This is a genomic window from Paenarthrobacter sp. TA1.8 (assembly GCF_048595705.1).
In the GTDB taxonomy this organism is placed as follows: Bacteria; Actinomycetota; Actinomycetes; order Actinomycetales; family Micrococcaceae; genus Arthrobacter; species Arthrobacter nitroguajacolicus.
This window is the reverse complement of sequence record NZ_CP184287.1, coordinates 3538732-3563819: the sequence shown is the minus strand read 5'-3', so window position 1 is coordinate 3563819 and position 25088 is coordinate 3538732. Positions and strand designations below refer to the sequence as shown.

Genomic DNA, 25088 nt, shown 5'->3' with positions numbered 1-25088 from the left:
CCTTGTTAGCTCAGGGATTTTGCAGGGTTTGCGGAATTGAGCCATTTAAATAGGCATGTTAGGCAATGAGGAAGCAGGAGACCAAGTGTCTGAGCAGGAGCTCGAGGTAAACGAGACTGAGCTGGAAGAAACTGAGGGCGCCGCAGCTGAGGCTGTGGAAGAGTCCGAGGTTGATTCCGCTGCGCCCGAATCTGCCGACGCCGACGATTCCGAAGAGGACTTCGAAGCTGACGTGGACTCCGAGTCTGATGACGCGTCGGACGACGCTGCAGGCGACGAGGAAGAGTCCGACGGCGACGACCTGGCAGCCGCTGCTGCTGCAGCGCCGGCCGATCCGGCTGAAGAATTCAAGGGCAAGCTGCGCCGCCAGGAAGGTGACTGGTACGTCATCCACTCCTACGCCGGTTACGAAAACCGCGTGAAGGCCAACCTTGAGACCCGCATCCAGACCCTGGACATGGAAGATTACATCTTCGAGATCCAGGTGCCCATGGAAGAGGTCGTCGAGATCAAGAACGCGCAGCGCAAGGTCATCAACCGCGTGCGCATTCCCGGCTATGTCCTTGTCCGCATGGACCTGACCGACGCTTCCTGGGGCGCCGTTCGCCACACGCCGGGCGTCACCGGCTTCGTGGGCAACGCCCACAACCCCGTCCCGCTGCGGCTCGATGAGGTCTTCTCCATGCTCGCCCCGGTCTTCGAAGAAGAGCAGGCAGAGCAGGGCAAGCCCGTCAACAAGCAGAACCAGGCTCCCGTGGCCGTCGACTTCGAGGTCGGCGAGTCGGTCATCGTCAAGGAAGGTCCGTTCGAGACCCTCCCGGCAACGATCTCCGAGATCAAGCCCGAGTCCCAGACCCTGGTGGTCCTGGTCTCGATCTTCGAGCGCGAAACCCCGGTGACGCTCGCATTCAACCAGGTCACCAAGATCTAGCTGATTCCAAAATTTCGCTCCAGTCCTGCCTGCTTAGCAGTTCGGGAGCGGCCGGCCGCCTCGCCATGGCGGCCACCAACCTGGGACGCGCTCCTGTGTCCCAGGAAGCTATTGAGAGAAGGACCCTACATTGGCTCCCAAGAAGAAGGTCACCGGCCTCATCAAGCTGCAGATCCAGGCAGGTGCCGCTAACCCGGCTCCGCCGATCGGTCCTGCGCTTGGCCAGCACGGTGTCAACATCATGGAATTCTGCAAGGCGTACAACGCTGCAACGGAATCCCAGCGCGGAAACGTTATCCCGGTTGAAATCACGGTTTACGAAGACCGTTCCTTCACCTTCATCACCAAGACCCCGCCGGCTGCAGAGCTCATCAAGAAGGCTGCAGGCGTCGCCAAGGGTTCGGCTACCCCGCACACCGTCAAGGTTGCAAAGCTGACCCAGGCACAGGTTGAGGAAATTGCTTCCACCAAGATGGAAGACCTCAACGCCAACGACATCAAGGCAGCTGCCCTGATCATCGCAGGCACCGCCCGCTCCATGGGCATCACCGTAGAAGGCTAGTAACCTTCGAAGGCCCTTGTGGCCTTCACCCGCCGGGCAACCGGCATCTGAAACATTGAAATGTCGCAGGATCCTTGCCGGATCCGCGACTTGTGGCAGGGCCCAGCGCGGTCCGCAGACCACAACTGCACAAGGAGAAATAGCAGCATGGCAAAGCGCAGCAAAGCATATGAGGCAGCCGTAGCCAAGATCGAGGCAGACAAGGTCTACGCCCCGATCGAGGCCATCACCCTCGCGAAGGACACCAATCCTTCCAAGTTCGACGCAACCGTTGAGGTCGCTTTCCGTTTGGGCGTTGACCCGCGTAAGGCTGACCAGATGGTTCGTGGCACCGTCAACCTGCCCCACGGCACCGGTAAGACCGCCCGCGTCCTCGTTTTCGCAACCGGCGACAAGGCTGAAGCAGCTATCGCTGCCGGCGCCGACTTCGTTGGTTCCGATGACCTGATCGAAAAGATCGCAGCCGGCTGGACCGACTTCGACGCCGCAGTGGCAACCCCTGACCTCATGGGCAAGGTTGGCCGCCTCGGTAAGGTCCTCGGCCCGCGTAACCTGATGCCGAACCCGAAGACCGGTACGGTTACCCCGGATGTCACCAAGGCTGTCAACGACATCAAGGGTGGCAAGATCGACTTCCGCGTCGACAAGCACTCCAACCTGCACTTCATCATCGGCAAGGTGTCCTTCGACGTCAACAAGCTGGCTGAGAACTACGCAGCTGCTCTGGAAGAGGTGCTTCGCTTGAAGCCGTCCGCTTCCAAGGGCCGCTACATCCAGAAGGCTACCGTTGCCACCACGTTCGGTCCGGGCATCACCGTTGACCCGAACGTCACCAAGGTCCTCGTCGACGCGTAAGCTTCGCGGGCACTTGCTCTGATAAAAGGACCGTCCGGCTTTGCCGGGCGGTCCTTTTTTGCCCTTTTCCCTGTTCACCACCGGGGGAGAGCCGTAGGCTGTGGTGCGTGCCGACGTCGAACTCTTCCGCCATCGCCGGGTTGTCCGTGCAGCGGATCCCGGTGCCGAAAAGCCCCGACGCGAAGGGGGAGCCCGATTTCCGCGCCTTCCATGACCTGGACGTTGCCCGCCACATGGATCTCTGGGGGAACCTGGACCGTTGCTCCACGCTGGCCGAAGCTGTCCTGTTCTGGCAGGGCAATGAATACGAAGAACGGCATGTTTTCCTGGCACGCCTCGACGGAACCGTAGTGGGCAGCGGCACACTGACTCTGCCCCTTAGCGAAAACACGACGACGGCGGGCGTGGACGTCCTGGTGGACGCTGCCTTTCGTCGGCACGGCATTGGGACGAGGGTCCTCGGGGTGCTGGAGCAAGTGGCGCGTGAGCGGGACCGCACGTCCTTTGACGCGTTTTGCGCCGAGCCAATCCGGTTCCTTATCCCGGGCGTTGAGTTGCTGGAGGCAAAGTCAGGAACGGGTGGCGTCCCACTGGATTCCGCCTCTACCCGCTTTGCCCTCCATCACGGATATTCCCTGGAGCAGGTCGAAACCAACAGCACGCTGCCCCTCCCGGTCGAAGAAGCGCTCCTGCAGGACCTTGAAGAGCAGGCAACAAACCGGGCCGCAGGCTACAGCCTCATCGGGTGGCAGGACCGCTGCCCAGATGAGCTTGTGGATGTGTTCGCGAAGCTCAAAAGCCTCATGAGCACCGAGGTGCCCATCGCAGGCCTTGGCTGGGAGGGCGAGGACTGGGATGCCAACCGCGTCCGTCTCGAGGAATCCACGTGGCTGGCAGGCGGCGTTGCTTCCATGGCGGCTGTTGCCCGGCACGACGCCACGGGGGAGTTGGCGGCCTACACCATACTCACCCACCGCGAGGCTACCCCGGGCATGGTCTACCAAGAGGACACGTTGGTTGCCCCAGGGCACCGCGGACACCGCCTTGGCATGCTGATCAAGATTGCCAATCTTCGCCGTATCCACGAGCTATGGCCCAGCGCCACGTCCGTGATGACATGGAACGCCGATGAAAACCGGCATATGCTGGCCATAAATATCGCATTAGGATTCAAGCCCTCCGGCTTTGACGGCGAATGGCAGAAACGGCTGGAATGACTGTAGACGAGGCGAAGACCGTTCAAGTCGAGCAGCTGTGGGTGCCTGACACCCTGGACAGCCCCGACGCCGCTGATTTCCTGGACGCCGTTGAAGTTGGGCGCCGGGTACGTATGGAGACATGGGGGAGTGACGACCTCGCCTATACGCCTTTGGAAAAGCTGTTGGAGTTTTCCGATCCCTATGAGCGCCAGATTATTTTGGTGGCAAAAGTAGAGGGCGTCATTGTGGGCACGGTAGATATTGCCCTGCCCTTGGCGGATAACCTGGACCTGGCCGAGTTCACCCTGGACATCCTTCCTGAGTTCCAGGGCCAAGGGGTTGGCCGTCAGTTGCTGGAGGCAGCGGAGCAGCTCGCCCGGGCGGAGGGACGCACCATGGCGTTGGTGGATACCAACCACCCGGCAACGTCGCTCACTGAGGTACCCGAGGACCAGTTGATCCCGGGCAGCGGGGCCGGGTTTGTTCCTGAGAGCAGCAGGGAGGTGGACTTCGCCAAGCGTGCCGGGTACACCCTTCAACACATCGAACAGTTCAGTTCATGCGTGCTGCCCCTGGATTCCAAGCTGGTGGGGGATCTGCAGCTTGAAGCTGAAGAAGCCAACGGCGGCCGGTACACCCTGCACCACTGGACTGACCGTTGCCCCGAGCCCTGGCTGGAAGCCGTGGCCGCACTGGAGAACGCCGCTGGCGAGGTAGTCCGTGACGCTGGCGACGAAGACGCCCCTGAAGTGGAGGCGAGCGGAATGGTCTTCGACGCAACGGTACTTCGCGAAACCGAGGATGCGGCCTTGGCGCAGGGCCGGCGAACGGTGGTGACCGCCGTCGAGCATGTGGAGAGCGGGCGGCTGGTGGGCCTGACCACCATCAGCGTCCTGGCGCACCGCCAGGACGTGGTTTTCCAGGACGACACGTTGGTCCTGCAGGAGCACCGGGGCAACAAGCTCGGTCTGTTGATCAAGATCGCCAACATGGAACGGCTGAGTGAGCAGTTTCCGGACGCCCGGGTCATCTATACCTGGAACGCGCCCGAGAACAGGTACCTCCTGACCGTGAACAAGCAGTTGGGATTTACCACCGCGGGCGTCACCGGACTGTGGCAGAAGGAACTTCCGGGCAGGCTCGCAGGGGCTACATCGTCAGACTAGGCAGACCGATTTGGTTTGCCGAACACTCTCCCGTAACCTTGAAGTACCAAAGACCGTCGGTTGATGGGAATTCACTCTTTCGAGCAAAGCTCAATTCTGTAGCTGTGCCCTTGAGGTAAAAGTGAATTCCTTGACGAAGGACCCTGAACATAGGGCGGCCGGCGCAGGTGAACGAAGCAAGTCTCCACGGATCAAACTGTGTTGAGCCAAGCCCCGTGCATCTGCGCGGGGCGTTTTTAGTTTTAGCTCTCGTGAGCGGGGACCCGGAAGACCGGCTTTATTCCCCGGAAGGAGGGTTATGACAACGCCTAGCAAGATCTCAGCAGTTGCAGAGATCACCAACGATTTCAAGGAATCGAACGCGGCTGTCCTGACCGAATACCGCGGGCTCACTGTTGCACAGCTCAAGGAACTGCGTGTTGCGCTCGGCCAGGACACCAAGTTCTCGGTCGTCAAGAACACCCTGAGTGCCATTGCAGCCAAGGAAGCTGGAGTTGAAGCATTCAACGATCAGCTCGCCGGCCCTACTGCAATCGCCTTCATCAAGGGTGACGCTGTTGCTGCTGCCAAGAGCCTGACGGACTTTGCCAAGGCCAACAAGCAGCTGGTTATCAAGACCGGCGTCTTCGAAGGCAAGGCATTGGACGCAGCAGGAGTTGCCGCACTGGCAGCCCTCGAGTCCCGCGAGCTGCAGCTTGCACGTGTTGCTGGTGTCCTCAAGGCTCCCGCATCCGCTGCTGCACGCATCATCGACGCCCTGCGCCTCAAGCTTGAAGAAGAGGGCGGCGCATCTGCACCGGCCGCTGAAGAAGCCCCGGCCGCTGAAGAGGCTGCTGCTGAAGAGGTTGCGGCTCCGGCCGAAGCCGCTGAAGCTGCAACCGAAGAGAACTAAGTTCTCCCCTCAATCAAACTCTGGTGCATGGACAGGCTTAGCCCGGATCTGCACCAACTAATGGAAGGACGCCACCATGGCGAAGCTCAGCAACGAAGAGCTCATTGAAGCTTTCAAGGAACTGACCATCATCGAGCTCTCCGAGTTCGTCAAGCTCTTCGAAGAGACCTTCGAAGTTACGGCTGCTGCTGTTGCAGTTGCTGGCCCCGCTGCCGGCGGTGCTGCTGAAGCTGCTGAAGAGAAGACCGAATTCGACGTCGTTCTCGAAGCTGCTGGCGACAAGAAGATCGCAGTGATCAAGGAAGTTCGCGCCATCACCTCCCTCGGCCTCAAGGAAGCCAAGGACCTGGTTGACAGCGCACCGAAGGCTGTTCTCGAAGGCGCCACCAAGGAAGCTGCCGAGAAGGCAAAGGCTCAGCTCGAAGAAGCTGGCGCAACGGTTACCCTCAAGTAACTCGTCTTGCTTGTGGAAGCCCCGTCCGGTTCGCCGGGCGGGGCTTCCTGCGTTTAATGCACCAAGGTTTCGGGCACCCAAGTAGGTCGCAGTTAAGCGCGTTTTGGGCTCTCAAAACGCGCTCAGCTGCGACTTAGTTGGGTTCGCTGATGTCCGCTACTACCGCGCCCAGTGCTGCGGTGAGTGCGTCCGCGTCCACGAAAGCACTCCGGCCATGCGCCCCGGCACCCATCGAGATGCGTCGCCCGGCAATGGTGGCGTCGGCATAAACAGGCCACGGTGTGGTGCTGCCCAGCGGAGTGATGGTTCCACGCTCGTAGCCGGTGGCGGCCAAGGCGACGTCGGCGTGGGGGAGCGAGAGCTTATTGACGCCTACCAAGGCTCGCAGCTTGGGCCAGGAGATCTGGCGGTCCCCGGGAATGAGTGCGAAGAGGAAACTGCCGTCGCGGTGTTTGACCACCAACGACTTCACAATGTCCGCGGGCCTGATGCCCAGGATGTCGGCAGCCTCTTCCAAACTGCGGGCAGCTGGACGCTCGACGACGTCGACGTCCAGACCGCGCGCGGCGGCGTCTGACAGGAATCGTTCGGCACCCTCCACCCCGGGCACAGGCACTGCGTCAGTCATCAGTCGCGGTAAAGGAGGAGGGCTTCACCCTGGCCTCCGCCTCCACACAAGGAGACAGCCGCTTTTCCGGTTCCCCTGCGCTTGAGCTCGTGTGCGGCATGCAGCGCGAGCCGTGCTCCGGATGCCCCGATGGGGTGGCCCAAGGCAATGGCGCCGCCATGGATGTTGCACTTCTCCAAGGGATAGCGGAGGTCCTTGAGGGACTGGACGGCCACGGAACCGAAAGCCTCATTGATTTCGATGAAGTCCAGGTCCTCCGCCGTCCAACCGGCGCGCTTCAATGCCTGCGCTATGGCGTTCGAAGGCTGTGAATGGAGCGAGTTGTCAGGTCCTGCAACCTGCCCGGGCTTGCCCACCACAGCCAGGTAGTCCAGCCCGTTGACCTTGGCGAAGCGGCGACTGGTCAGTACCAGTGCGGAGGCGCCGTCGGACAGGGGAGAGGAGTTGCCGGCCGTGATGGTGCCGTCGGTGGCGAATGCAGCCTTGAGCGGTGCCAGCGTCTCCACTGTTGTGTTGGGGCGGATGCCTTCATCCGTGGTGAGCACCAGGGGATCGCCCTTGCGCTGCTTGACGCTGACCGGAGCGATTTCGACGTCGAAGGTTCCGGCTGCGATGGCGGCGGCAGCCCGTCGGTGCGAGGCTGCCGCAACTTCATCCTGGGCCTTGCGATCGATGCCGAGCGTGACGTTCTTCGTTTCGGTGGACAAGCCCATGGACTGTCCGTCGAAAGCATCGGTGAGGCCGTCATGGGCGGCGACGTCCAGCGCCTGGATGGCTCCGTACGTCCACCCCTGCCGGGATCCCGGGAGGAGGTGTGGCGCCCGGGTCATGGATTCCTGGCCTCCGGCAACTACCACTGTGGCGTCGCCGCTGCGGATCATGCGTGCGGCATCAATGACGGCTGTGAGGCCGGATAGGCACACCTTGTTGATGGTGACGGCAGGGATGTTCCAGCCGACACCTGCGGCGATTGCGCTCTGCCGGGCGGGATTCTGGCCTGCGCCGGCCTGAAGAACCTGGCCCATGATGACAGCGTCCACCTGCTCGGCTTTGACACCGCTGGCCGCCAGCGCGGCGGTTATGGCATGAGCACCGAGGTCGACAGCGGTGAAGCCCGCCAATTGCCCGTTGAGCCGACCCTGTGGTGTGCGGGCAGCAGCAAGGATGACAACGTCATTGTCGTCAGCGGAGTTGGTCATGGTCTCTCTTCCGATCCGGGAGTGGTGTAGCAAGGCTATCGCGGAGCGCGCGCCAGCCAATCTCTTCAACAATTGTGCCGTTCCTCCCATTCCTTGTCGGCTTCCCCAAGTACGTGCCCGGGCATTGGTGCCTGCAGCAACCGTGCTTGCAATCACGGCCGATCTGGGGTAGACAGAAAGGCTGCTTTGCCGTATCGTAGATATTTGCGTCTTCCCTGTTAACCTTCAGCCTTCATATAGCGGTGGGCTTTACCTCTCAGCTGCGTCATTGACGTGCCGTTCCGAAACGTGCACTGTCATAAGCGGACTGGGTCCGGGTCATATAGCGGAACCGGAACAAGTATCCTGCGGAGCACTCTGCAGGATGCAAACGGGGGAGATCTGAAAACGCCTGAAGGTCTGTGGAAGGATCCCTCTTGGTCGCCTCGAGCACCTCTAATAACGAAACCGCTAACACGGCAAGCACCGATGGTGCCACCCGCCGCCTCTCATTCGCAAAGATTCACGAACCACTTGATGTTCCGAATCTTCTCGCCCTGCAGACAGACAGCTTTGACTGGCTGGTCGGAAACGAACGCTGGCAGGCGCGGGTAGCGAAGGCTGTCGAGGAGGGCGACCTCAGCGTCGCCACCACCTCCGGACTTGCCGACATCTTCGAAGAGATCTCCCCCATCGAGGACTTCCAGGGCACTATGTCCCTGAGCTTCTCCGAGCCGGAGTTCGCTGACCCGAAGTACACCATGGCCGAATGTAAAGACCGTGACGCCACCTACTCGGCCCCGCTGTACGTCAAGGCTGAGTTCATGAACAACAACACGGGCGAAATCAAGCAGCAGACCGTGTTCATGGGCGACTTCCCCCTCATGACTGAAAAGGGAACGTTCGTCGTCAACGGCACCGAGCGTGTCGTTGTCTCCCAGCTGGTCCGTTCGCCGGGCGCCTACTTTGAGCGCACCGCTGACAAGACCAGTGACAAGGACATCTTCACTGCGAAGATCATCCCGTCGCGTGGCGCATGGTTCGAACTCGAAATCGACAAGCGCGATCAGGTCGGCGTTCGCCTCGACCGCAAGCGCAAGCAGTCGGTCACGGTTCTCCTGAAGGCCCTTGGCTGGACCGAAGGCCAGATCCTGGAAGAGTTCGGCCAGTACGACTCCATGCGTGCAACGCTGGAGAAGGACGCCACCGAGACCCGCGAAGACGCGCTTCTGGACATCTACCGCAAGCTGCGTCCAGGCGAGCCGCCCACAGTTGAGGCTGCCCAGTCCCTGCTGGACAACCTGTACTTCAACGCCAAGCGCTACGATCTTGCCAAGGTTGGCCGTTACAAGATCAACCGCAAGCTCGGCATCGACCGCTCCCTTGGTGACAAGGAAGCATCGGTCCTGCACGTTGAAGACATCGTTGCCATGATCAAGTTCCTCGTTGCGCTTCACGCCGGCGAGAAGACCCTCATGGGCAAGCGCGACGGCGAAGACCACGAGCTTCGCGTCGACGTCGATGACATCGACCACTTCGGCAACCGTCGCATCCGCGCCGTAGGCGAACTGATCGAGAACCAGGTCCGCACCGGCCTCTCCCGCATGGAACGCGTCGTCCGCGAACGCATGACCACGCAGGACGTCGAGGCCATCACGCCGCAGACACTGATCAACATCCGTCCCGTCGTGGCAGCCATCAAGGAGTTCTTCGGAACTTCGCAGCTGTCGCAGTTCATGGACCAGAACAACCCGCTCTCGGGTCTGACCCACAAGCGCCGCTTGTCCGCGCTTGGCCCGGGTGGTCTGTCCCGTGACCGTGCAGGCATGGAAGTTCGAGACGTTCACCCGTCCCACTACGGACGTATGTGCCCCATCGAAACTCCTGAAGGCCCGAACATTGGTCTGATTGGTTCGTTGGCATCCTACGGCCGCATCAACCCGTTCGGCTTCATCGAGACGCCGTACCGCTTGGTTTCCGAGGGCGTCGTTTCCGACGAAGTCCAGTACCTGACGGCTGACGACGAAGCCGAGGTCCTGATCGCACAGGCCAACGCACCGCTGGATGTTGACAAGAAGTTCTCGGAAGAGACCGTTCTTGTCCGTGCCCGTGGTGGTGGAGGCGAACCTGTCCTGGTTCCCGCTGCCGACGTTCAGTTCATGGACGTTTCCCCGCGCCAGATGGTATCCGTGGCAACCGCCCTGATCCCGTTCCTTGAGCATGACGATGCCAACCGTGCACTCATGGGTGCCAACATGCAGCGCCAGGCCGTGCCGCTGGTCCGTTCCGAGGCTCCTTTCGTGGGCACCGGCATGGAGCGCGCAGCAGCCGTCGACGCCGGTGACGTTGTCATCGCGAAGAAGGCAGGTGTGGTCACCGAGGTTTCCGCCGAGCTGGTTGTCATGATCAACGACGACGGTACCGAGACCAACTACCGCATCAACAAGTTCGCCCGTTCCAACCAGGGCAACTGCTACAACCACCGCGTTTTGGTCAGCGAAGGCCAGCGCCTGGAAGTTGGCGGCATCATCGCAGATGGTCCCGCAACGGACCAGGGCGAGCTCGCCCTTGGTAAGAACCTGCTCGTGGCATTCATGTCATGGGAAGGCCACAACTTCGAGGACGCCATCATCCTCTCCCAGCGCATTGTTGCTGAGGATGTACTCTCCTCCATCCACATCGAGGAACACGAAATTGACGCCCGCGACACCAAGCTTGGTGCCGAGGAAATCACTCGTGATATCCCCAACGTGTCCGAGGAAGTCCTTGCAGGCCTGGACGAGCGTGGCATCATCCACATCGGTGCAGAGGTTGAAGCCGGCGACATCCTGGTCGGAAAGGTCACCCCTAAGGGTGAAACCGAACTGACCCCGGAAGAGCGCCTCCTCCGCGCAATCTTCGGTGAGAAGTCCCGCGAAGTCCGCGACACCTCCCTGAAGGTGCCCCACGGCGAGTCCGGTACAGTCATCGGCGTGCGCGTCTTCGACCGCGACAACGACGACGAACTGCCCCCGGGCGTGAACCAGCTGGTCCGCGTCTACGTTGCAGCCAAGCGCAAGATCACCGACGGCGACAAGCTCGCCGGCCGTCACGGCAACAAGGGTGTTATCTCCAAGATCCTTCCGATCGAGGACATGCCCTTCCTTGCAGACGGTACCCCGGTGGACATCGTCCTGAACCCGCTGGGTGTTCCGGGTCGAATGAACGTTGGCCAGGTTTTGGAAACCCACCTCGGTTGGGTTGCCAAGACCGGTTGGAAGATCGAAGGCGAGCCGGAGTGGGTCAAGAACCTCCCGAACCTGCCCCGTGAAACCGGCCAGACCACCGTTGCCACCCCGGTGTTCGATGGCGCCCGCGAAGAAGAAATCACGGGCCTGCTTGACTCCACCAACGTGACCCGCGATGGCGACCGCCTGATCGACTCCTCCGGCAAGACCCGTCTGTTCGACGGCCGCTCCGGCGAGCCGTTCCCGGATCCGATCTCCGTCGGTTACATGTACATCCTGAAGCTCCACCACCTGGTGGACGACAAGATCCACGCGCGTTCCACCGGCCCGTACTCCATGATCACGCAGCAGCCGCTGGGTGGTAAGGCTCAGTTCGGTGGCCAGCGCTTCGGTGAAATGGAAGTGTGGGCGCTCGAAGCTTACGGTGCCGCTTACACCCTTCAGGAACTCCTCACGATCAAGTCGGATGACATCCATGGTCGTGTGAAGGTCTACGAAGCCATCGTCAAGGGCGAGAACATCCCTGAGCCTGGCGTTCCCGAGTCCTTCAAGGTCTTGATCAAGGAAATGCAGTCGTTGTGCCTGAACGTGGAAGTTCTTTCCACCGATGGAACCACGATCGAAATGCGTGACTCTGATGACGCAGTCTTCACGGCTGCGGAAGAACTGGGCATCGATCTGTCTCGCGCAGAGCCCAGTTCCGTAGAAGAGGTCTAGCAGCTGTTCCGGCGGGCAGCCTCACAACTGTCCGTCGGAACAACTCCCTCTTCCCGTAACCAAGACTTCAGAATTTAGAGAACAAGAGAGAACAGGGACCATATGTCCAGCGAATCCTCCTTCGGCCTCATGCAGATCGGCCTCGCCACCGCGGAAGACATCCGCGGATGGTCTTACGGTGAGGTCAAGAAGCCGGAAACCATCAACTACCGCACGCTCAAGCCCGAGAAGGACGGCCTCTTCTGCGAGAAGATCTTCGGCCCGTCCCGCGACTGGGAATGCTACTGCGGTAAGTACAAGCGCGTCCGCTTCAAGGGCATCATCTGCGAGCGTTGTGGCGTTGAAGTCACCCGCGCCAAGGTGCGTCGTGAGCGCATGGGCCACATCGAGCTGGCCGCGCCTGTAACCCACATCTGGTACTTCAAGGGCGTTCCCTCGCGCTTGGGCTACCTTTTGGACCTGGCACCGAAGGACCTTGAAAAGGTCATCTACTTCGCTGCCTACATGATCACCAGCGTTGACACCGAAAGCCGTCACGCTGAACTGCCGAACCTCCAGGTCGAGCACGACCTCGAGAAGAAGCAGATGGTGGACAACCGCGACAGCGACATCGCCACGATCGCCCGCGACCTTGAAGACGAGCTTGCCCGTCTTGAAGGCGAAGGCGCCAAGGCTGCCGACAAGAAGAAGGCCCGCGACTCTGCTGACCGCCAGATGGCGAACGTCCGCAAGCGTGCCGACGCCGACATCGAGCGCCTTGAGCAGGTTTGGGACCGCTTCAAGAACCTCAAGGTCGCTGACCTTGAAGGTGACGAAGGCCTCTACCGCGAACTGCGCGACCGTTACGGGCTGTACTTCGAAGGCTCCATGGGTGCCGAGGCCATCAAAAAGCGCCTCGAGACCTTTGATATGCAGGCTGAAGCTGAGTCACTGCGCGACACCATTCAGAACGGCAAGGGCCAGCGCAAGACGCGTGCCCTGAAGCGCCTGAAGGTTGTCAACGCGTTCCTGACCACCAACAACAGCCCGCTCGGCATGGTTCTCGACGCCGTTCCGGTGATCCCGCCGGAATTGCGCCCGATGGTCCAGTTGGACGGTGGCCGCTTCGCGACCTCCGACCTCAACGACCTCTACCGCCGTGTGATCAACCGCAACAACCGACTCAAGCGACTGCTTGACCTCGGTGCTCCGGAGATCATCGTCAACAACGAGAAGCGCATGCTTCAGGAAGCTGTTGACAGCCTGTTCGACAACGGTCGTCGTGGCCGCCCCGTTACGGGTCCGGGCAACCGTCCGCTGAAGTCCCTGAGCGACATGCTCAAGGGCAAGCAGGGTCGTTTCCGCCAGAACCTCCTCGGCAAGCGCGTTGACTACTCCGGCCGTTCGGTGATCGTCGTCGGCCCGCAGCTGAAGCTGCACCAGTGTGGTCTGCCCAAGCAGATGGCCCTGGAGCTCTTCAAGCCGTTCGTGATGAAGCGCCTGGTTGACCTCAACCACGCACAGAACATCAAGTCGGCAAAGCGCATGGTCGAGCGTTACCGTCCGCAGGTCTGGGACGTGCTGGAAGAGATCATCACCGAACACCCGGTGCTGCTCAACCGTGCACCTACCCTGCACCGCCTAGGCATCCAGGCCTTCGAACCGCAGCTTGTGGAAGGCAAGGCAATCCAGCTTCACCCGCTGGTTTGTGGCGCCTTCAACGCTGACTTCGACGGCGACCAGATGGCAGTACACCTGCCGCTGAGCCCGGAAGCCCAGGCCGAAGCCCGCATCCTGATGCTGTCCTCGAACAACATCCTGAAGCCGTCCGATGGCCGTCCGGTGACCCTTCCTTCGCAGGATATGATCATCGGCCTGTACCACCTGACCACCAAGCGCGTCGGCTCCGCCGGCGAAGGCCGCATCTTCTCCTCGGTTTCGGAAGCCATCATGGCGTACGACGCCCGTGACCTGCACCTGAACTCCCAGGTGAAGATCCGTCTGGACGACTTTGTGCCTTACGCAGGATGGGAAGCTCCGGAAGGTTGGGAGCCCGGTCAGCCGGCGCTCGTTGAAACCTCCCTGGGCCAGGTCATCTTCAACCAGACGCTGCCCGAGGATTACCCGTGGGTTGAGGCTGTTGCGGATAAGGGCGAACTCTCCCGGATCGTCAATGACCTCGCCGAGCGCTACCCGAAGGTTGTTACGGCGGCAACGCTGGATAACCTGAAGGATGCCGGTTTCTACTGGGCCACCCGTTCGGGTGTCACGGTTGCCATCTCCGACATCGAGGTGCCTACTTCCAAGCCTGCCATTCTGGCCGGTTACGAGAACATGGCTGCCAAGATCCAGGGCCAGTACGACAAGGGCCTGATCGACGACGACGAGCGTCGCCAGGAACTGATCGAAATCTGGAACAAGGCAACCAACGAAATCGCCCAGGCGATGCGTGACAGCCTGTCCCCGATGAACACCATCAACCGCATGGTGTCCTCCGGTGCACGTGGTAACTGGATGCAGGTCCGCCAGATCGCGGGTATCCGTGGTCTTGTGGCCAACCCGAAGGGTGAGATCATTCCTCGCCCGATCAAGTCCTCCTACCGCGAGGGCCTGTCGGTTCTGGAATACTTCATCGCCACGCACGGTGCCCGTAAGGGTCTGGCCGATACCGCTCTCCGTACCGCCAACTCGGGTTACCTGACCCGTCGTCTGGTGGACGTTTCGCAGGACGTCATCGTCCGCGAAGAGGACTGTGGTACCGAACGCGGTCTGGTCACCCCGATCGCCGTGCCGGATTCCAACGGTGAGCTCGTGCTGGACGAGAACGTCGAGAACAGCGCCTACGCCCGTACGCTGGCCGTCGACGTCGTCGATGCCCAGGGCAACGTCCTGGCTGCCGGCGGCACCGACTGCGGCGACGTCGTCATCGACCAGCTGCTGGCTGCAGGCATCACCGAGGTCAAGGTCCGCTCCGTGCTCACTTGTGAGTCCAAGGTCGGCACCTGTGCACTTTGCTACGGCCGTTCGCTGGCCACTGGCAAGACCGTGGACATCGGCGAGGCCGTGGGCATTATTGCCGCACAGTCCATCGGTGAGCCGGGTACCCAGCTGACGATGCGTACGTTCCACACCGGTGGTGCTGTTTCCGCCGGTGGTGGCGACGACATCACCCAGGGTCTGCCCCGTATCCAGGAGCTCTTCGAAGCCCGTACTCCGAAGGGTGTTGCACCGATTGCTGAAGCAGCCGGCCGCATCACCATCGAAGAGTCCGAGCGCCAGATGCGCCTGGTCATCACTCCGGACGATGGTTCCGAAGAGATTGCCTACCCGGTGCTGCGCCGTTCACGTCTCCTCATCGAGGATGGCGAGCACGTCAGCGTCGGCCAGAAGCTGATCAACGGTCCGGTGGACCCGAAGCAGGTTCTGCGCATCATGGGCCCCCGTGCCGCACAGAAGTTCCTTGTGGACGAGGTTCAGGGCGTTTACCGCAGCCAGGGTATTGGTATCCACGACAAGCACGTCGAGGTTATCGTCCGCCAGATGCTGCGCCGCGTGACCGTCATCGAATCCGGCGACTCCGACCTGCTCCCCGGTGAGCTTGCAGAGCGCGCCCGCTTCGAGGACGAGAACCGCCGCGTCGTGTCCGAGGGCAAGGCCCCGGCTTCGGGCCGTCCGGAACTCATGGGTATCACCAAGGCTTCCTTGGCTACCGAGTCCTGGCTGTCGGCAGCTTCCTTCCAGGAAACCACCCGCGTCCTGACGCAGGCGGCCATGGAAGGTAAGAGCGATCCTCTGCTCGGCCTCAAGGAAAACGTCATCATCGGTAAGCTCATCCCGGCTGGTACGGGTCTGCCCCGCTACACAGAGGTCACTGTGGAGCCGACGGAAGAAGCGAAGGCAAGCCTGTTCACGGGCCCCAGCGCTTTCACCGACTTCTCCTATGACGCCCTGGGTGGCGACGGCGCTCCCGAGTTCCACGCCATCCCGCTGGATGACTACGACCTCGGCAACGACTTCCGCTAAACCGGCTCACGCCGTCACCGCAAAGTTGACGCTGTAAGGTCCGGCCCCGTACTCGATGAGTGCGGGGCCGGCCCCGTTAACGGCGGCTTTTTGCCCGGCGAGGCGGGGGAGCGGAGGACGACGGCGGCAGCCGGCCTGCGCCGTCGTCCTCCATACACCCGATTAAGGCGCCAGATCAAGCCGTGCTAGACTTTTGGTAATTGTTCTGTGTGGCAGTGGATGAAGGCCGCCGCAGCATCATTTTGGTTTTGTTCTCATGGTGCTGGGTGGAGCCTGTTTCCGGGTTGCGGGCAACATGCGCAACGAATGCCGCACTTTTGCACGCCTACCGGAGTTTCGGCCGGCTGCACGAGCAACGCCAAAGTTCCCACGTTTACACCGGCTGGCGCCTGTGTGTGGGGGCAGAGATCAAACAACGGAGAACACGAAAGTGCCTACGATTAACCAGCTGGTCCGCAAGGGCCGCACGCCGAAGGTCTCCAAGACCAAGGCTCCCGCGCTGAAGGGCAGCCCGATGCGCCGCGGTGTTTGCACCCGCGTTTACACCACCACCCCCAAGAAGCCGAACTCGGCTCTCCGTAAGGTGGCACGTGTGCGTCTCAACGGCGGCGTAGAAGTTACCGCCTACATCCCCGGTGTTGGCCACAACCTCCAGGAGCACTCCATCGTGCTCGTTCGTGGTGGTCGTGTTAAGGACCTTCCGGGTGTCCGCTACAAGATCGTCCGCGGCGCACTCGACACCCAGGGTGTAAAGAACCGCAAGCAGGCTCGCAGCCGTTACGGCGCAAAGATGGAGAAGAAGTAATATGCCTCGCAAGGGTCCGGCCCCGAAGCGGCCGCTAGTTTCCGATCCCGTTTACGGCTCCCCGTTGGTCACGCAGCTGATCAACAAGGTTCTTGTCGACGGCAAGAAGTCCACCGCAGAGCGCATCGTTTACGGCGCACTCGAAGGTGCACGTGCCAAGTCCGGCGGCGACCCCGTTGCCGCTCTCAAGAAGGCCATGGACAACGTCAAGCCTTCCCTCGAGGTGCGTTCACGCCGTGTTGGTGGCGCTACCTACCAGGTTCCGGTTGAGGTCAAGCCGGGTCGCTCCACCGCCCTCGCTCTGCGTTGGCTCGTGGGCTACTCCAAGGCCCGCCGTGAGAAGACCATGACCGAGCGCCTCCAGAACGAAATCCTGGATGCCTCCAATGGTCTTGGTGCCGCTGTGAAGCGTCGCGAAGACACCCACAAGATGGCCGAGTCCAACAAGGCCTTCGCACACTACCGCTGGTAAAAACTTTCCGGACGCCGCCGGCTCACTGAGCCGGCGGCGAACGTGTAGTCCATCCGAAAGGGAGACCCCGTGGCACAGGACGTGCTTACCGACCTTAATAAGGTCCGCAACATCGGCATCATGGCCCACATCGATGCCGGCAAGACCACCACTACCGAGCGCATCCTGTTCTACACGGGTGTGAACCACAAGATCGGCGAGACGCACGACGGCGCTTCGACGACTGACTGGATGGAACAGGAAAAGGAACGCGGCATCACCATCACGTCTGCCGCCGTGACTTGCTTCTGGGACAAGAACCAGATCAACATCATTGACACCCCGGGCCACGTTGACTTCACGGTTGAGGTTGAGCGCTCCTTGCGCGTCCTCGACGGTGCAGTCGCAGTGTTCGATGGCAAGGAAGGCGTGGAGCCGCAGTCCGAGACTGTTTGGCGCCAGGCTGACAAGTACAACGTTCCGCGTATCTGCTTCGTCAACAAGATGGACAAGCTGGGCGCTGACTTCTACTTCACCGTAGACACCATCATCTCCCGCCTTGGTGCCAAGCCGCTGGTCATGCAGCTGCCCATTGGTGCTGAGAACGACTTCATCGGTGTTGTTGACCTCCTCGAAATGCGTGCCCTGGTTTGGCCTGGCGACGCTAAGGGTGACGTCACCATGGGCGCTTCCTACGAAGTGCAGGAAATCCCGGCGGACCTCCAGGCGAAGGCCGAAGAGTACCGTGCACAGCTCGTTGAGACTGTGGCCGAGGCTTCCGAAGAGCTCATGGAGAAGTACCTCGAAGGTGAAGAACTCACCCTCGAAGAGATCAAAGCCGGCATCCGCAAGATGACCATCAACTCTGAGCTCTACCCGGTCTTCTGTGGTTCTGCCTTCAAGAACCGCGGTGTCCAGCCGATGCTTGACGCTGTTGTTGACTTCCTGCCGAACCCGCTCGACGTCCCGCCGATGATCGGTCACGATCCCCGCGACGAAGAGAAGGAACTCACCCGCAAGCCGTCTGCAGACGAGCCGTTCTCGGCCCTCGCCTTCAAGATTGCCGCGCACCCGTTCTTCGGTCAGCTGACCTTCGTCCGCGTGTACTCCGGTCACGTCGAGGCAGGCGCCCAGGTGGTTAACTCCACCAAGGGCAAGAAGGAACGCATCGGCAAGCTGTTCCAGATGCACGCCAACAAGGAAATGCCTGTCGAGGGCGCTACCGCCGGCCACATCTACGCCGCCATCGGTCTGAAGGACACCACCACGGGCGACACCCTGTGCGATGCCAACAACCAGATCGTCCTCGAGTCCATGAGCTTCCCGGAGCCCGTGATCTCGGTTGCCATCGAGCCCAACACCAAGGGTGACCAGGAGAAGCTCTCCACGGCCATCCAGAAGCTCTCCGCTGAGGACCCGACCTTCCAGGTCTCCCTCAACGAAGACACGGGCCAGACCATCATCGCCGGCATGGGCGAGCTTCACCTGGATATCCTGGTGGACCGCATGCGCCGCGAATTCAAGGTCGAGGCAAACGTTGGCAAGCCGCAGGTTGCTTACCGCGAAACCATCAAGCGCGCCGTTGAGCGCCTTGACTACACGCACAAGAAGCAGACCGGTGGTTCGGGTCAGTTCGCAAAGATCCAGATTGCGATCGAGCCCATGGACACCGCTTCCGGCGAGCTGTACTCGTTCGAAAACAAGGTCACTGGTGGCCGCGTTCCGCGCGAATACATCCCGTCCGTTGACGCTGGTATCCAGGATGCACTGAACGACGGCGTCCTGGCCGGCTACCCGGTTGTCGGCATCAAGGCCACGCTGATTGATGGCGCGTCCCACGACGTTGACTCCTCGGAAATGGCGTTCAAGATCGCCGGGCGTATGGCTTTCAAGGAAGCTGCACGCAAGGCGAACCCTGTTCTGCTTGAACCGCTGATGGATGTTGAGGTCCGCACACCTGAGGAATACATGGGTGATGTTATTGGTGACCTGAACGCCCGTCGTGGCCAGATGCAGTCCATGGAAGACGCAGCAGGTGTGAAGGTTATCCGTGCACACGTTCCGCTGTCCGGCATGTTCGGCTACATCGGTGACCTGCGGTCCAAGACCCAGGGTCGCGCTGTGTACTCCATGACGTTCAACAGCTACGCGGAGGTCCCCAAGGCAGTAGCCGACGAGATCATCCAGAAAACCCGCGGCGAGTAATCTCCCGGTAACGGATGCAATTCCGGTATCGGGAAGGCATCTGAGCGCTTGAGGCGGGGCTGCGGCGACAGCCGCGGCCCGGCCCCTGCGCAAACAGGCTCGAGGAACTACCATTGGTTCCTGAATCTGCAATTTCACCAAAACCAAGCCCCCAAGTAGACTTGCTAAAGTTTCTGCCGCGAAAAGCGCGGCCGAGGAGCACTTCACTTGAAATCGTTCTAGGAGGAACCTGTGGCAAAGGCAAAGTTCGAGCGGACTAAGCCGCACGTCAACATCGGCACCATTGGTCACGTTGACCACGGTAAGACGACGCTGACTGCCGCCATTTCCAAGGTGCTGTACGACCAGTACCCGGATCTCAACGAGCAGCGCGACTTCGCGTCGATCGACTCTGCTCCGGAAGAGCGCCAGCGCGGTATTACCATCAACATCTCCCACGTGGAGTACCAGACCGAGAAGCGCCACTACGCACACGTAGACGCCCCGGGTCACGCTGACTACATCAAGAACATGATCACCGGTGCTGCCCAGATGGACGGCGCAATCCTCGTGGTTGCTGCAACCGATGGTCCGATGGCTCAGACCCGTGAGCACGTTCTGCTCGCCCGCCAGGTTGGTGTTCCCTACCTGCTGGTCGCACTGAACAAGTCCGACATGGTTGATGACGAAGAACTCCTCGACCTCGTCGAAATGGAAGTTCGTGAGCTCCTGAGCTCGCAGGGCTTCGATGGCGATGAGGCTCCGGTTGTTCGCGTTTCCGGTCTCAAGGCTCTGGAAGGCGACCCGGTTTGGGTCAAGTCCGTCCAGGACCTGATGGCAGCTGTCGACGAGTCCGTTCCGGACCCCGTACGTGACCGCGACAAGCCGTTCCTGATGCCGATCGAAGACGTCTTCACGATCACCGGTCGTGGCACCGTTGTTACGGGCCGCGCCGAGCGTGGAACCCTCGCCATCAACTCCGAGGTTGAGATCGTCGGCATCCGCCCGATCCAGAAGACCACGGTTACCGGTATCGAGATGTTCCACAAGCAGCTCGACGAAGCATGGGCCGGCGAGAACTGTGGCCTCCTGCTCCGCGGTCTGAAGCGCGACGATGTCGAGCGTGGCCAGGTTGTCGTCAAGCCGGGTTCCATCACCCCGCACACCGACTTCGAGGCTAACGTCTACATCCTTTCGAAGGACGAAGGCGGACGTCACAACCCGTTCTACTCCAACTACCGCCCGCAGTTCTACTTCCGTACCACGGACGTAACCGGCGTTATCACCCTGCCGGAAGGCACGGAAATGGTTATGCCTGGCGACAACACTGAGATGACCGTTGCGCTCATCCAGCCGATCGCTATGGAAGAGGGCCTCGGCTTCGCTATCCGCGAAGGCGGCCGCACCGTTGGTTCGGGACGTGTAACCAGCATCATCAAGTAGTCTCTACTTGTAGATCGGTGACACTCCGGCCCAGCCGGTAGTTAGCTAAGAGAACCCCACCGCTACGGCGGTGGGGTTCTTTTTGCTATAGTTACTCTATCGAATGGATAAAGGCAGGCCAGCTGCTGCGTCCGGCGCAACCTAGGAGCTTCCATGACTGCATTCCTCATACTGCTGCTCATCGTCGTCGTTGGCGGGGTTGGCTTTGCGGTCGGTTTGGCTATGGGGCGCCGAGGTACTTCGTCCGATGCTTTTTCCACGCCGGACCAAGCCGCCTATCAAGCGGGCTACCTCGCCGGCCACCTGGCCGGTTGGCGGGATGCTGAGGCCAAGGGCCAGGGTAAGGACGGACCCTCGACCATGACAGTCCCTCCTTCCCCTGTGAGCCCGCCAGTGGCTCCGCTGTACACGCAGTCGTCCACGGGGTTGCCGGCCCAGCCCTCCATGCCAGCACCAGCTGTCCGGCACCCCTTGCCGAACCAAGCGGAGTATTTCCAGCCGCCTAGCCCGCAGCCCGTAGGCCCGGCAGCCCCGTATTCATCGCGGCAGGCCGTTCCGCAGCAGGCCATACCACGGCAACCTGTCCCTCAGTCGCGGGCGGCTTTCCTTGCTCAGCAGCCGCCGGTCGTGCGGGAAACTCCCGAAGCCGCCGCTGCCCGCAAGGCGAAGCGTGACCAGCAAAACATCAACGTCACCCTCTATGTGGCCAGCCTACTGCTGGTAGCTGCAGGGGCCTTGTTCGTGGGCACGAGCCTTCCTGCACTCTTCCGCTTCGTGGGTATTTGGTTCATCACTGCTTTGTTCTACGTGTCGGGCATGGTGATCCATTCCCGGGTTCCCCGCCTGCGACCAGCTGCGGTTGCCTTCGTCGGAACCGGCCTGGCACTCATCCCCGTCACCGGCTTGGCCATGTACAACTTCGTTCTCCACAACGGTCCTGCTGCCTGGCTGGTCACATCGTTGCTGGGCACGGCCGTTTATGCATATACAGCAGTAAAACTGGACAACAAAGTCCTGGCCTTCCTTTCCCTGAGTTTCGTCGTCTCAACGGCGTGGTCCGGTGTCTCCGTTCTTGGGGGCGCCTTGGTCTGGTACTTCACGGCACTCATCGGCGTGGCCATTCTCCTGACTGTTGTTTCCTTGCTGCGTCCCAAGTGGCTTCCTCCGTTGTATGTCCGTCCGCTGATGCTGCTGCACCCCTCCCTGGTTCCCCTCGTGGCCGTTGTCGTGACTTTCACTCCGCATCTCTTGTCGAAGGGGGAGTACGCCTGGGTGATGTTGATGTGCGGCATCTACTTCGCTGTCATGTTCTTCGTGCCGCGGGCGCGGTACAGGAGGCAGCATCTTTATGCTGCCAGGGCTGCGCTGACACTGGCTGTCCTCGGGGTGGTGTGGGATATCACCGGTGACGTGAGCTCGGTGATGTTGGCAGCAATAGTCTGCCTCAGTGTTCAGTCCCTGGCAGTTGCCTTCGGCGGCAGGAAGTTGTTGCCGCGCTTCTGGTGGAACGACGCCATTTCCTGTCTGGCCTTGCAATTGGTCACCGCGGCCGTACTCACTGTTGTGCTGGAGTTCGGGGCGTTCGACCTTCCCAACTATGTTCCGCTGTCCCTGACAATGCTGACTGCCATGGTGGTTGGTTGGAAACTGGGCCAAGGCATGGAGTTCGCCCCGGCCGTGGTGCTCGGGGTGGGAGGTGCGCTCGGAGGCCTGCTGGGTGCATGGACCGTCGCGGCACTCTTGGCTTCAGCGGCACTTTACTGGTTCGTGCGCGCAACGGTTGGGCCGGTTTCTTCGCGCCGGTACTTGATTCTTGCGGGACGGATCGCGCTCACCCTGGCAGTGCCCGCCGGTGTGGCAGGCATGATGACCGGAAATCAGGACAGGACTGCTTACTCCCTGATAGCGCTAGTAGCCGTGGCTGCTGTGCAGCAAGTTGTGAGCGCCGGGCTTGAACGAGGGGGAGTCCGCCTGTTGGCTCCGCAAGCGTCTGTGGCTGGCTTCGGCGGTGCCGCCGCGGCTGGGCTCCTTGTCCTCCCGGTGTTCGATGACGGCGCCGGACGCCCGGTAGTGGCCGCAGCTGTTCTGCTCCTCTTGTCGGCGGGCCTGGTCTCGGGCCTCCTGATGTTTCCGGGAACTCATCGGGCGCCGAGTGCAACGGTTGCGTGGCGCCCAACGGTGGCTGAGGTGATCGCTCCGGCAACTGCGGTTCTTGCTGGCGGCATGGCAGCATCATTCGTGTCCTGGACGCTGGGACATGCTGTCCTGCTGGCTTTGCTTGCCTACCTTGTGGTCACGGCCCTTCGAATCCACCCGTCCTTCCACAGGCAGTGCTATTGGTGGCTGGCCCGGGCAACCGGCACGGTGTTGGCGGCATCGGCCTACGGAGATGCAACGCGCGATGGCTGGAGCATTCGCCTCGTAGGTGAAGTTCCCGCGATTGGGCTTGTACTCGTCATGGCTGCTGCGCTCCAGTTGTTCCTTCCCCTGAATGCCGGCAACCGACGCCGTTACCCCCGTGCTTCCGTGTTCGATGCCGGCGCTGTGGTTGTCGTCATGGCCGCGGCTACCACCTTCCTTACTGTCACCACCGCGTGGGGAGCTTGGAGCGTCAGGGACAGCTGGCAGCCGGGTGTTGCCGCGGTAACAACTGCCGTCGCTGCCGTCCTGGTCAGTTCGGTTCTCCGAAGTCACTCCGCAGCGTGGATCTTCGCTCCCTTGGCATTTGTGCTCCTCCTGGCTCTTCGGCTGGGGAATATCCGGGACGTCGAAATCTTGCTTGCCATCTTCGCGAGCTACAGCGGTTTCATGATGGGCGTGGTAGGCGACCGGTTGATCCGGGGTGGTTACCTGCTTGGCGTCCGGGTGCTTGCGGGCGCCTTGATCGCTGTAACGGTCGGTGATGTCACGGACTCGCCCGCAGCGGTGTCCATCAGCCTGGCCCTGGTGCTTGCGTTGCAGCATGTGTTCACCTTGGTCCTGCGCAGGCGTGGCGTGGATGTCGCCTTCCAACAGGCAACCGTTCAGCTCACCCTGGGTGCCCAACTCTTGCTGCCGTTCGCCTACTTGCTTGCAGGAGATTACGACGGCGGTGGCCGCTGGGTACTGTTGCTTCAGTTGGCCTTGGTCCCGGCTTCCGCTGCGGTCGCCTGGCGTGTCCTCGGTGCACGCGGGTCCCAATACTTCGGTGTCGCGGCCATAGGAGCGGGAGTCATCGCAGCCGGGCCCGCGCTCACGTTCCCTGTATCGACGTGGCTGCAGCAACCACTGCTGGACAAGTCCCAAGTACCCGTAGTCTTGCTCGCACTGGCTGTCGCCATGATTGGAGCCAGGGCCGCGTTCCGGCCGGAAAAGACGCCTGCCGGTGCAATCGAGGGTGTTACAGAGCGGTGGTTCTGGCTCATCTCTGCCATCGCGTTCACTGTTGTGGGCGGCCTTCTGACCTTAGGTGTGTCCTACTCCCTGACCGGACTTTCCGTGTTGGTCCTGGCTTGTGTTCTGTTCTCAGCCTCACACTTTGAACGAATGCCGGCTCTTTATGCGGCAGCCGCTCCAGCCGTGCTGGTAGGGGCGATTCCCGCCGTCGACGGGCTGCTGCAAGGCCTGCCTGCGGGCGTCTGGAGCGATTACGCTGTTTGGCTCATTGGCGGAGTCGGGACCGCTGTGCTCCTTTATTCGCTAAAGACCTTTGGCGGACCGGCAATGAGGGACGAGGACTGGCGGCGGAACTCCCTGGTTGCGGCCGCGGCCTTGGCTGTTGCATCATCCGCGGCGGTGGGACTGGGAAGCGACGAAACATCCATGGTCGGGTTTATCCTGGTGGTCGCAACCGGGGTGCTGGTGGTGGCTGAGGTTCCGCACGGTAAATGGGTGGCCGCTGAGGTTGCGGGACTGGTCTCTGTCGCAGCCCTCCAACGGGCAGTCCTGTTTGTGGACGCATCCAGGCCTGATTGGTTCTGGGCCGCGCAGTGGTACGTGATAGCCGGCGCCGTTATAGCAGGGCTGCGCTACATGAAGGGGCAGCGGGCGGATGGCCTGCTTCGGCTGTGCATTGCAGCCGGAGCTCTGTCGCTGACATCCGTGGGGACCATCTTCAGCGGTACTTCATCGCAGCAACTGTACGTACTCGTGGCACATGTCCTGCTACTGGCCGCCGGCCTGCTGCTGGCGGAGCGGGTGCTTGTCTGGTGGGGGGCCATTGCCGTTGCGCTGAGCATCATGTGGGCGTTGCGCTCCTATGCCTTTGCGATGCTTGCCCTCGTCGCTTTGGGCCTGATTGTGCTGGCGGTGTGGCGCTTGAACCGGAAGCCGCCAGGCAATACAGGCGGACCGGGAGAGGGTGGAGCTCCGAGTGACGCCCCGCCTGCGCGGACCCGTGACGGAATCCGATAATG

The 25088-nt window shown here is 61.4% G+C and carries 16 protein-coding genes; 14 read left to right on the top strand and 2 right to left on the bottom strand.

Annotated features, from left to right (window positions below; genetic code table 11):
* Nucleotides 1-85 precede the first annotated feature (85 nt).
* The 7 genes from nusG (at nucleotide 86) to rplL (ending at nucleotide 6059) form a co-directional block, all read left to right on the top strand.
* Nucleotides 86-931, top strand: a complete 846-nt coding sequence (gene nusG / locus ACNAOT_RS16600; protein WP_420178624.1) for a transcription termination/antitermination protein NusG — start codon at nucleotides 86-88, stop codon at nucleotides 929-931.
* A 130-nt stretch (nucleotides 932-1061) separates the two neighbouring features.
* The gene (gene rplK, locus ACNAOT_RS16595) at nucleotides 1062-1493 is read left to right on the top strand and encodes a 50S ribosomal protein L11 (RefSeq protein ID WP_011775609.1); all 432 of its coding nucleotides are present in this window, start codon (nucleotides 1062-1064) and stop codon (nucleotides 1491-1493) included.
* Between the two features lie 147 nt (nucleotides 1494-1640).
* Nucleotides 1641-2348, top strand: a complete 708-nt coding sequence (rplA, locus tag ACNAOT_RS16590; protein WP_011775608.1) for a 50S ribosomal protein L1 — start codon at nucleotides 1641-1643, stop codon at nucleotides 2346-2348.
* A 107-nt stretch (nucleotides 2349-2455) separates the two neighbouring features.
* On the top strand, nucleotides 2456-3565 hold the full coding sequence (locus ACNAOT_RS16585; RefSeq protein WP_420178623.1) for a GNAT family N-acetyltransferase: 1110 nt from the start codon (nucleotides 2456-2458) through the stop codon (nucleotides 3563-3565).
* Nucleotides 3544-4713 carry a GNAT family N-acetyltransferase gene (locus ACNAOT_RS16580; protein WP_420178622.1) on the top strand — a complete coding sequence of 390 codons (1170 nt, stop codon included), beginning with the start codon at nucleotides 3544-3546 and terminating at the stop codon, nucleotides 4711-4713. The genes ACNAOT_RS16585 and ACNAOT_RS16580 overlap by 22 nt, the downstream gene beginning before the upstream one ends.
* Before the next feature lie 298 nt (nucleotides 4714-5011).
* The gene (gene rplJ, locus ACNAOT_RS16575) at nucleotides 5012-5605 is read left to right on the top strand and encodes a 50S ribosomal protein L10 (RefSeq protein ID WP_011775605.1); all 594 of its coding nucleotides are present in this window, start codon (nucleotides 5012-5014) and stop codon (nucleotides 5603-5605) included.
* 76 nt (nucleotides 5606-5681) lie between these two features.
* A complete protein-coding gene (gene rplL, locus ACNAOT_RS16570) occupies nucleotides 5682-6059 on the top strand; it encodes a 50S ribosomal protein L7/L12 (RefSeq protein ID WP_011775604.1) in 378 nt (125 codons plus the stop codon).
* A gap of 133 nt (nucleotides 6060-6192) precedes the next feature.
* On the opposite strand, the gene ACNAOT_RS16565 is transcribed toward rplL, so the two are convergent.
* Nucleotides 6193-6687 carry an aminoacyl-tRNA deacylase gene (locus ACNAOT_RS16565; RefSeq protein ID WP_420178621.1) on the bottom strand — a complete coding sequence of 165 codons (495 nt, stop codon included), beginning with the start codon at nucleotides 6685-6687 and terminating at the stop codon, nucleotides 6193-6195.
* Nucleotides 6687-7886, bottom strand: coding sequence for an acetyl-CoA C-acetyltransferase (locus ACNAOT_RS16560; protein ID WP_420178620.1), 1200 nt, complete (start codon nucleotides 7884-7886; stop codon nucleotides 6687-6689). The genes ACNAOT_RS16565 and ACNAOT_RS16560 overlap by 1 nt, the downstream gene beginning before the upstream one ends.
* A gap of 416 nt (nucleotides 7887-8302) precedes the next feature.
* Here ACNAOT_RS16560 and rpoB point away from each other — a divergent pair, with 416 nt between their 5' ends.
* From rpoB to ACNAOT_RS16525, 7 genes are all read left to right on the top strand, one after another.
* Nucleotides 8303-11809 (top strand): DNA-directed RNA polymerase subunit beta, encoded by a 3507-nt coding sequence (rpoB, locus tag ACNAOT_RS16555; RefSeq protein ID WP_420178619.1) that lies wholly within the window; start codon nucleotides 8303-8305, stop codon nucleotides 11807-11809.
* A 102-nt stretch (nucleotides 11810-11911) separates the two neighbouring features.
* Nucleotides 11912-15811: a DNA-directed RNA polymerase subunit beta' gene (locus ACNAOT_RS16550; RefSeq protein ID WP_011775600.1), complete on the top strand. Its 3900-nt coding sequence runs from the start codon at nucleotides 11912-11914 to the stop codon at nucleotides 15809-15811.
* Between the two features lie 430 nt (nucleotides 15812-16241).
* Nucleotides 16242-16616 (top strand): 30S ribosomal protein S12, encoded by a 375-nt coding sequence (rpsL, locus tag ACNAOT_RS16545; RefSeq protein ID WP_009358312.1) that lies wholly within the window; start codon nucleotides 16242-16244, stop codon nucleotides 16614-16616.
* Between the two features lies 1 nt (nucleotide 16617).
* The gene (gene rpsG, locus ACNAOT_RS16540) at nucleotides 16618-17088 is read left to right on the top strand and encodes a 30S ribosomal protein S7 (protein ID WP_003803829.1); all 471 of its coding nucleotides are present in this window, start codon (nucleotides 16618-16620) and stop codon (nucleotides 17086-17088) included.
* 69 nt (nucleotides 17089-17157) lie between these two features.
* Complete coding sequence (gene fusA, locus ACNAOT_RS16535) at nucleotides 17158-19272, top strand: elongation factor G (protein WP_091469000.1); 2115 nt, start codon at nucleotides 17158-17160, stop codon at nucleotides 19270-19272.
* A 231-nt stretch (nucleotides 19273-19503) separates the two neighbouring features.
* Nucleotides 19504-20694: an elongation factor Tu gene (gene tuf, locus ACNAOT_RS16530; RefSeq protein ID WP_011775598.1), complete on the top strand. Its 1191-nt coding sequence runs from the start codon at nucleotides 19504-19506 to the stop codon at nucleotides 20692-20694.
* A gap of 153 nt (nucleotides 20695-20847) precedes the next feature.
* A complete protein-coding gene (locus ACNAOT_RS16525; protein WP_420178618.1) occupies nucleotides 20848-25086 on the top strand; it encodes a hypothetical protein in 4239 nt (1412 codons plus the stop codon).
* Nucleotides 25087-25088 lie beyond the last annotated feature (2 nt).

What these genes read in the sequence shown, in the direction of transcription:
- rplA (WP_011775608.1), top strand. Translation starts at nt 1,641, where the DNA reads ATGGCAAAGCGCAGCAAAGCATATGAGGCAGCCGTAGCCAAGATCGAG.
- ACNAOT_RS16580 (WP_420178622.1), top strand. Translation starts at nt 3,544, where the DNA reads ATGGCAGAAACGGCTGGAATGACTGTAGACGAGGCGAAGACCGTTCAA.
- rplJ (WP_011775605.1), top strand. Translation starts at nt 5,012, where the DNA reads ATGACAACGCCTAGCAAGATCTCAGCAGTTGCAGAGATCACCAACGAT.
- rplL (WP_011775604.1), top strand. Translation starts at nt 5,682, where the DNA reads ATGGCGAAGCTCAGCAACGAAGAGCTCATTGAAGCTTTCAAGGAACTG.
- ACNAOT_RS16565 (WP_420178621.1), bottom strand. Translation starts at nt 6,687, where the DNA reads ATGACTGACGCAGTGCCTGTGCCCGGGGTGGAGGGTGCCGAACGATTC.
- ACNAOT_RS16560 (WP_420178620.1), bottom strand. Translation starts at nt 7,886, where the DNA reads ATGACCAACTCCGCTGACGACAATGACGTTGTCATCCTTGCTGCTGCC.
- ACNAOT_RS16550 (WP_011775600.1), top strand. Translation starts at nt 11,912, where the DNA reads ATGTCCAGCGAATCCTCCTTCGGCCTCATGCAGATCGGCCTCGCCACC.
- rpsG (WP_003803829.1), top strand. Translation starts at nt 16,618, where the DNA reads ATGCCTCGCAAGGGTCCGGCCCCGAAGCGGCCGCTAGTTTCCGATCCC.
- ACNAOT_RS16525 (WP_420178618.1), top strand. Translation starts at nt 20,848, where the DNA reads ATGACTGCATTCCTCATACTGCTGCTCATCGTCGTCGTTGGCGGGGTT.